Source organism: Verrucomicrobiales bacterium (assembly GCA_016793885.1).
GTDB lineage: Bacteria > Verrucomicrobiota > Verrucomicrobiia > Limisphaerales > UBA11320 > UBA11320.
In genome coordinates, this window is record JAEUHE010000023.1 from 1 (window position 1) to 7,046 (window position 7,046).

At 56.1% G+C, this 7,046-nt stretch carries 5 protein-coding genes; 4 read left to right on the forward strand and 1 reads right to left on the reverse strand.

The window, feature by feature from the left end:
- Positions 1 to 432: 432 nt before the first annotated feature.
- Positions 433 to 921 (reverse strand): helix-turn-helix domain-containing protein, encoded by a 489-nt coding sequence (locus JNN07_03050; GenBank protein ID MBL9166692.1) that lies wholly within the window; start codon positions 919 to 921, stop codon positions 433 to 435.
- A gap of 161 nt (positions 922 to 1,082) precedes the next feature.
- Between JNN07_03050 and JNN07_03055 the strand changes: the two genes are divergently transcribed.
- The 4 genes from JNN07_03055 to JNN07_03070 form a co-directional block, all read left to right on the forward strand.
- Positions 1,083 to 2,261 (forward strand): acyltransferase, encoded by a 1,179-nt coding sequence (locus JNN07_03055; protein MBL9166693.1) that lies wholly within the window; start codon positions 1,083 to 1,085, stop codon positions 2,259 to 2,261.
- 684 nt (positions 2,262 to 2,945) lie between these two features.
- Positions 2,946 to 4,481, forward strand: a complete 1,536-nt coding sequence (locus tag JNN07_03060; protein ID MBL9166694.1) for an undecaprenyl/decaprenyl-phosphate alpha-N-acetylglucosaminyl 1-phosphate transferase — start codon at positions 2,946 to 2,948, stop codon at positions 4,479 to 4,481.
- A 99-nt stretch (positions 4,482 to 4,580) separates the two neighbouring features.
- Positions 4,581 to 5,693: an immunoglobulin domain-containing protein gene (locus JNN07_03065; GenBank protein MBL9166695.1), complete on the forward strand. Its 1,113-nt coding sequence runs from the start codon at positions 4,581 to 4,583 to the stop codon at positions 5,691 to 5,693.
- 554 nt (positions 5,694 to 6,247) lie between these two features.
- Positions 6,248 to 7,046 (forward strand): hypothetical protein (locus JNN07_03070; GenBank protein MBL9166696.1); only part of this gene is annotated, 799 nt, incomplete at its 3' end.

Consider the following 7,046-nt stretch of genomic DNA (forward strand, 5'->3'; position numbering starts at 1 on the left):
TGCGGCCACATCAATCGCTGGGAGACGCGACACCTGGGGAGCTCTATCACTCCCCAGAGTCGTACGGAGCCAAGCCAGCGACATGGCGGTGGAAGTAAGGACCGAAGTGGTCACGGCGTCCATCCCTCCGGTCGCCCCTCCGAGGGGCTCCCTTCGGGATGGACGCCGGAGGTTCGGAAGCGGTTTAATGAACGTGAACGCAGGAAGTCGGAAAGACAAAAACAAGTCCCAGCAGACCCGGAAAGACTAACTTAAAATCTGCGTTCTGTGGTCCAAAGAATGGGGTCCACTTCAGGTGGGACCTCCACCGAAGTGGCGGAAGGAGTTTTCCAGCCCACGGATTTGGTTTTCAGTCGTCTGCGCCCGGAAAGCTTCGGTGTATCCTTTGCGCGAGAAGCTCAGGATGACCCGTAGGATATGCGGCCGCCGCCGCTAACCGTCCTCAACAACCCAGGCACCCTGTCCGTAGTCAACTTGCGCCTCTTCTCCGGGCAAACACTCCATTCGTCGAAAGGGCAAGGGCGACTGGGAGCCCATTTTGGCCACGAAGCGTTTGACGGAGTCAGAGCCCCCGGCGAACTGATGCTCGCTGACCAAGTCCTGGTAGATGCGCTGAGCGCTGAGGCCCAGCTCTAGCTTGGCGACAATCGTATCGCGGAATGCAGCGCATTGGCTGCGCCGACCGGCGGGCAGCATGGCTGGTTTTGATCCGACCTCTTCGACCGCTTGAGGCTCGGTTGGAGGAGTAGACCCGGGGGGCGGAATGGCCGGTTTTGAAACCGCACCCTTCAAGGTCAGGCGTCGATGACGCGCCACCGTCTCGCGGTCAATGCCGAGCTCGCGCGCGATCTTGCGCTGTGACCAGCCTTGCTGCGTAAGAACGCGAATTGATTGCTGCAGGTCCATCTTGAGTTCGTTCATCGCTCCAATGGGCCGCTAGCGCGGTCCTTTGAGCAATGAGACAGTTAACCTCAAGAATGGCTCGCTTTGCCCCCCCGCTGACAGCAAGAGATTGAGCTATCAGGGCCCCGACTTGGTCTACTGTTTCTAACGGGCGAGATCCAAACTGCGCAGCATTACCTATGCATGGAGTCTTGAGATTGGCGAAGTGTTTTGATAAAGCACGACTTAAACTGGCTCGAGTGAGTTCGGTTGGTGTATTTATTCCTGAAATTGATGGGCTGCGCTTTCTCGCGATCGCAAGCGTCGTTCTTTTTCATCTGAACGGATATATTCTGGCAAAGATACCTCAGGTAAAGGTCGATGATCCGGTAAGTGTCGTATTGGTTGAGGTGTTTAAGCAGGGGGGGGTTGGTGTCCAGGTATTCTTCGCCATTAGTGGCTTTATTTTGGCTTTGCCGTTCGCAAAGTTCCATTTTGAACAAGGTCCAAGGGTCTCATTGTCTAGATATTTCCTTCGCCGCTTAACGCGTCTAGAGCCACCTTACCTGGTGAACCTAATCCTGTGCTTTTCGTTGCTCGTGATGTTTCGTGGGGAGTCTTTCGATCAACTGCTGCCTCATTTCGCCGCGAGCGCTCTGTATGTGCACAATATCTGGTTTGGCGATGGAAGCTTGATCAACTACCCAGCCTGGTCACTAGAGATCGAAGTCCAGTTTTATATCCTACTGCCATTGGTTGCGGGCTTGTTCAGCATCAGGAACAACTCGGTTCGCCGTATGATTGTCCTTGGGATTATTGGTGTGTCAATCGTCGCACAGGAATGGAAGTTGGTTTCTGAACTCTCCGTTTTTCAGTATATTCAGTTTTTTCTTCTAGGTTTTGTCATGGCAGATGCCTATCTGATGAACTGGAAATCATGTCCAAAGAAAAGTTACCTCTGGGACTGCGTATCCTTGATGGCATGGATGGGAATCATTCTCGTTCAAGTTCATGACGTAATGAAGCCTGTCTTGTTACCATTGTTTGTCTTGCTGGCATTTTCTGGAGCGTTTTTGGGGGTCTACACAAACCGCCTTTTGTGCAACCGATGGGTTGTCACTGTCGGAGGTATGTGCTACACGATTTACCTATACCACTACTTAATCCTGTCTTTTGTGGGGCGTTGGTTTATTACGCATTTGCAGGGGTGGCCCTACTGGCTTTGCTGGTTGGCGATGGCGCCGCTGATTCTGTCAGTGGTTTTTGTGTCGAGTAGTATCCTCTTCCTCTTCCTGGAAAAGCCTTTCATGCATCGCGATTGGTACATCAAACTGTGGGGATGGATTAGTCAGGTGAGATCAAACGAAAAAGGTATCTGAATCGGAATGATCAACTATCACTGTTCTGTCTGGATAGGATGGAGTGTTAGAGCGTGCTTGAACGCAAGAAGGGGGAAATCCGAACGCGAAAACCAGCAAACCGGGAATGACTGACTTAGAATCCGTGGCCTGTGCTCCAAAGACTAGCGTCCAATTTGTGAAGCCTGGAAATCCTAGCCTTACCTCGAACCCGTGCCAAAGGTGATCAGGCAAGGCGAAGTAAATGTGGCCAGAGGCACGGTAACCCGAGGGTCGGTCGGTCGTTTTAGCGACCTTCTTGAGCGTCGGTCTGGATTGGCTCATGCTCCGCGGTTGAATTATTCACGGACCTTATGCTGGCTTGTCGCTACGGACTTTTCACATCGCGAGCCGACTTCAGCAGGAATTTCCAGTTGACGCTGGCCTTAAAATCCGGCAAACACACGCTGCTCTATAACGGAATGGCTCAAGCGGGCGGCAAATTTTGCTCCTCGTTTCATCCACGGACTGTTTGACAATTCTTAGCGGAGGCGGAGACGAAGGTCACAGTAGTCGCTGTTTGGACTGCTCCGATGATTCTACTTCTCCCATTCTCTCACGCAGTGCCGGTGATGTGATGCTTAGGTGTAGGACAGAAGTGAACCTTTTCTGACCGGTCGCATACCTCGCCGAGGAGGAGGCCTGCCGGACGGGAAGGAAATACGTATGACGCATGACGCGGAAAGTTACTTGGTACCGTGTGCCCTCCTTGGGTCGCTACTTTCGTTAGCTATTGGTGGAGCCATTGTTCACCGGCATGCCGGCCTCTTTTCCTTTCTCTCGTCCCGAAAGTCCCAGTTCCACCACGCTCCCGAGTCCAAAGGGATTCCGCGGCTCGGCGGCCTGTGTCTGGTCGCCAGTTTCCTAGCGGCGGGGTTGTTGGCCTTGTGGCTGCATGAGTTCAAGCCGATGGCCTCGCGGGAGTTCTGGGTTATTCTCGGTTCTTCCCTGCTCATTTTCCTGGTCGGGATTGTGGACGACATTCGGCCCTTGGGAGCCAAGAAAAAGTTGTTGGCCCAGATCGGCGTCTCATGTTTGGTTTTTTACGGTGGCTTGCAAATTAACACGCTCAAGAATCCATTTACTCAAGAGGGGCTTGAACTGGGCACACTGGCGTTACCCATCACTGTTCTCTGGCTGGTAGCGATAACCAATCTCATCAACCTCATCGATGGTATGGATGGGTTGGCGGGTGGTATCGGCGTTTTCCTCATGGCCTTGCTGGCGTGGGTAAGCATGACGACGGCCAACGGGTTTTATACCCTCGTCTGTGTCGGTACTCTGGGCGGGCTGCTCGGTTTTCTGCGGTATAATTTTCCGCCCGCGCGGCTCTATCTCGGCGACGGTGGCGCTTATTTTCTCGGTTTCCTGATTGGTCTGCTGTCGATTCAAACTTCGAACAAAGGCACGGTGATTGCGGGTTTGGCCGCTCCCGCGATCGCGCTGGCTCTCCCGATCATTGACACGACCCTCGCGATCCTGCGCCGGGGCTTTAAGGGCTTGCCCCTCTTTCGTCCTGACCTGGACCACATCCATCATCGGCTGATGCGCAAGGGCTTTTCCCGAACGCGTGCGGTTTTGGTGCTGTACGCGTTCTCGGTGGTGGCGCTTTCTTTCGCGATCGGGGTGTTCCTCTTCTCCGGCCAGCATATGCCCATTTTTGCGGGAATGGCAGCGATGGCTCTGATCGCCCTGTTGAGCCATTGGGGGTTGATCCCGAAGCTGAGGTCAGGTTTCGCTCTGGCGCAGTCGTATTGGCGTCTCCGCTCTCATTCTCGCTATGCGTTAAGTCTTTCGCAATGGCTGCAGTTGGAAGCGGAGCGCTGCCGGAGCGTGGACTGCCTGTGGAAGGAATACGAATTTGTTACCCGAAAACTCCAGTTCTGCGAGGTTCACTTGCGGCTGCGGGGGGAACAGCGCACGTGGCGCCTGACTCAGGGCACTGAGTTGCCCCTCCGACGCTCCCATCACTTCCCCGGAGAGCGGGAGATGTCCCTCGAATTTTTCTCGCGTCCGGACGCGATGACTTTGCATCAGTTCGAGCATGTTTCCGAATTGGCGGCGGAGGCCTGGTTGCAGGCCGTCGCCCGTTGGGAGCAGGCGAAGCAAAAAAAGGCGGCATTTACCAGCGAAGCCGCCGATCCGACCCGGCCATCCCCTCCCACGAGTCCTGTGGGTCAGATGGTGCAGGTCGGAACTTAACGCAAGCCGGGTGGTGTCGGCCAGGGCTGGGAAGATAGGGCAAGGTAAGCCTGCTGGTTTGGTATGCCGTAAACAATAGTCGGATCGATCAACAACTCTATGAAACAAAAACTCACACAACTCCTGGTCGGGCTCGCGCTCGCCGCGAATGCCTTCGTCGCCTCCGCGGATGTCGTTTATGACAACTCGTCGGTCCGTTCGCATCCTGAACGATTGCCGTCGCGCAACTTCGAATTTGGCGAAGAGATTATCTTGGCCGGCAATGGAACCTGGGTCCTCACCAATTTCCAGTTCGAATACTTCGGTTTCGGTCCGGACTTCCGGAACGGCAGTGCCAAAGTGCAGTTCCGCATCTACCAGAACAACGGACCCATTGATCCCAACGGTGCTCCCACGCCTGGGACTTTGCTCTATGATAGCGGCATCGGCCCGGTTGCCGGAACTGGCAATGATGGCAATGTCCTGGAGTATCACGATCTGGCGATTGCCGTACCCAAGAACTTCACCTGGACGGTGCAGTTCACCGGCCTGACCGCCGAGGGCTCCGCGGGCGGCTTGCAGTTTGCGGGTCTGGATCTCTACCAGTTTCCAACGATCGGTCAGACCTATGATGACTACTGGGAAAAGACCGGCGTCGGTCCTGGCGGATGGCAGCTGCTCAAGGCCAAGCCGGGCGACGTTCTGCCCATCAACTTCGGTTGCCGCGTGTTGGCCACCTACAGTGGACCGCCGGAAATCACCGTGAAGCCCGAGTCGACCAATATCGAATGCTTGAGCGACACCACCGTGGCCTTCAACGTGGTCGCCATCGGCACTCCTCCCTTGACCTATCAGTGGTCGAAGGACGGCTCCCCCCTCCTGGGCGAGACCGGCTCCAGCCTGGTCATTCCTCACGCTGATGTCTCGGATCTCGGCAGCTACACGGTCAAAGTGACCAATGGACAAGGCAGCCAAACCAGCGCTCCGGCCCAGTTGGGGCTGACGGGGACCTTGCCCTGCTTGCGCATTCAGAAGGGACCGGATCCCACGCGGGTGACGGTTTCCTGGGCTCAAGTCGTTGGACCTCAGTGGAGGCTGCAGCACACCCATTCGCTCTCACTGCCGATCGTATGGGAGGACACCGCGGTGACGCCTACTCTGGTCAACGGGGTGTACAGCAGTGTCATCGTGATCGCCGGCAAGGAAAAGTACTTCCGCGTCGTCAATCCCTGATCCCGACCTAACTCTGTAAGAGACGAGGTCACGAGGCTTCCGTTTCTCATCGGACGCCAGGTGTCGCACCTGGCGTCCGATTCCACCATCCACCCATGAGTCTCAATTTGTACCACCCCTCACCCTCCGGTAGGAGACGAGGTGACGAGGCTCTGGGATTTACTCGGACAGGATTGCCGCACGGAGTTCCGCCTTCAGGCGGCGCAGCCTTCCTCTCCCCGTACGGAGTCCCGCCTTTAGGCGGTCCCCTCCGCATTCCTACGATTTACCCGAACGCTCACGAAGTAGAAGAAGTGACCCCGAACCGCCTACGGGATCGTGCGGAAACAAATTCGGGTTTTGCAGCGCAGGAGTTTTGCTCGGGAGCGAGGCGCAGCGAGGAAACATCCCCTGGTAATGGGGCTGTGCCTGAGCTGCAACGAAGAGCCCGAACAAAAGAACCAGCGGCAAATCCTGAAGTTGTTTTTGTGCGGTCCCTCAAAGCGGGACTCCATACGGGGACGGGGGTGCCGAACCACCTAAAGGTGGAACTCCATGCGAGAATCCGTACGGGGATGGGCAGGAACTCTCGACGGTCGGTCGCCTTTTTGCTGCTCTCGCTGGGGACACAACTCAGCTCAACCGCCGCTGAGCCGACCACGAACTACCTTCCGCTTCACCCTCCGCGAAATGACGAGGTTACTCCGCTGCTCGGCAACGCGCATTTCGGGTTCTACCCTCGCGCCAGCGCCACGGCGGGCTACGATGACAACATTACCCTTCGGCCGACCAATCCCGCGGATGACTTCATCTGGACGTTCTCACCCGGCTTCACCCTCCTTGCCGGAGAGTCTGGTAACTCCCTCGGAAACTCCACGAGTATTCGTGGGGCATCCTTGGGTGCGGAAGATCAGAAGAGTGGTGTGGCCAATCGGGGATTGCTCACCACCAGCAAGGGTTTCACCATCGACTATGGTGCGGCGCTGCGTTATTTCAGCAAGAACAGTGATCAAAATGCGGTCGATCATGCCGCTCGGATCAATGGCGTCCTCCCCTTCGAGCGGCTGAAACTACGGCTGCAGCAGGATATTCAGTCCTTGTCCGACGCCACCATCGATTTCGGTACTCGCACCCGACGCCAGGTCTACAATACCGACCTCGCTGCGGTTTACGAGTTGACCGGCCTGACGTCCCTGCAGTTGGATGCTCGTCAAAGCATTCTCGACTATGAGACGGGGGTCGGCAGCAAGGAGTGGCAGGCGAATGGATTTCTCAATTACGCTTATAGCCCTAAGTTGACGATTGGCTTAGGCGGTGGGTTCGGCCTGCTGGATCCCGCCAACGCTGAGGCTCAACGCTATGCCCAGGCTAGAC

Bases quoted from the DNA above. Each gene is read 5' to 3' on its own strand.
- JNN07_03050 (MBL9166692.1), bottom strand. From the start codon at position 921: ATGAACGAACTCAAGATGGACCTGCAGCAATCAATTCGCGTTCTTACG.
- JNN07_03055 (MBL9166693.1), top strand. From the start codon at position 1,083: ATGCATGGAGTCTTGAGATTGGCGAAGTGTTTTGATAAAGCACGACTT.
- JNN07_03060 (MBL9166694.1), top strand. From the start codon at position 2,946: ATGACGCATGACGCGGAAAGTTACTTGGTACCGTGTGCCCTCCTTGGG.
- JNN07_03065 (MBL9166695.1), top strand. From the start codon at position 4,581: ATGAAACAAAAACTCACACAACTCCTGGTCGGGCTCGCGCTCGCCGCG.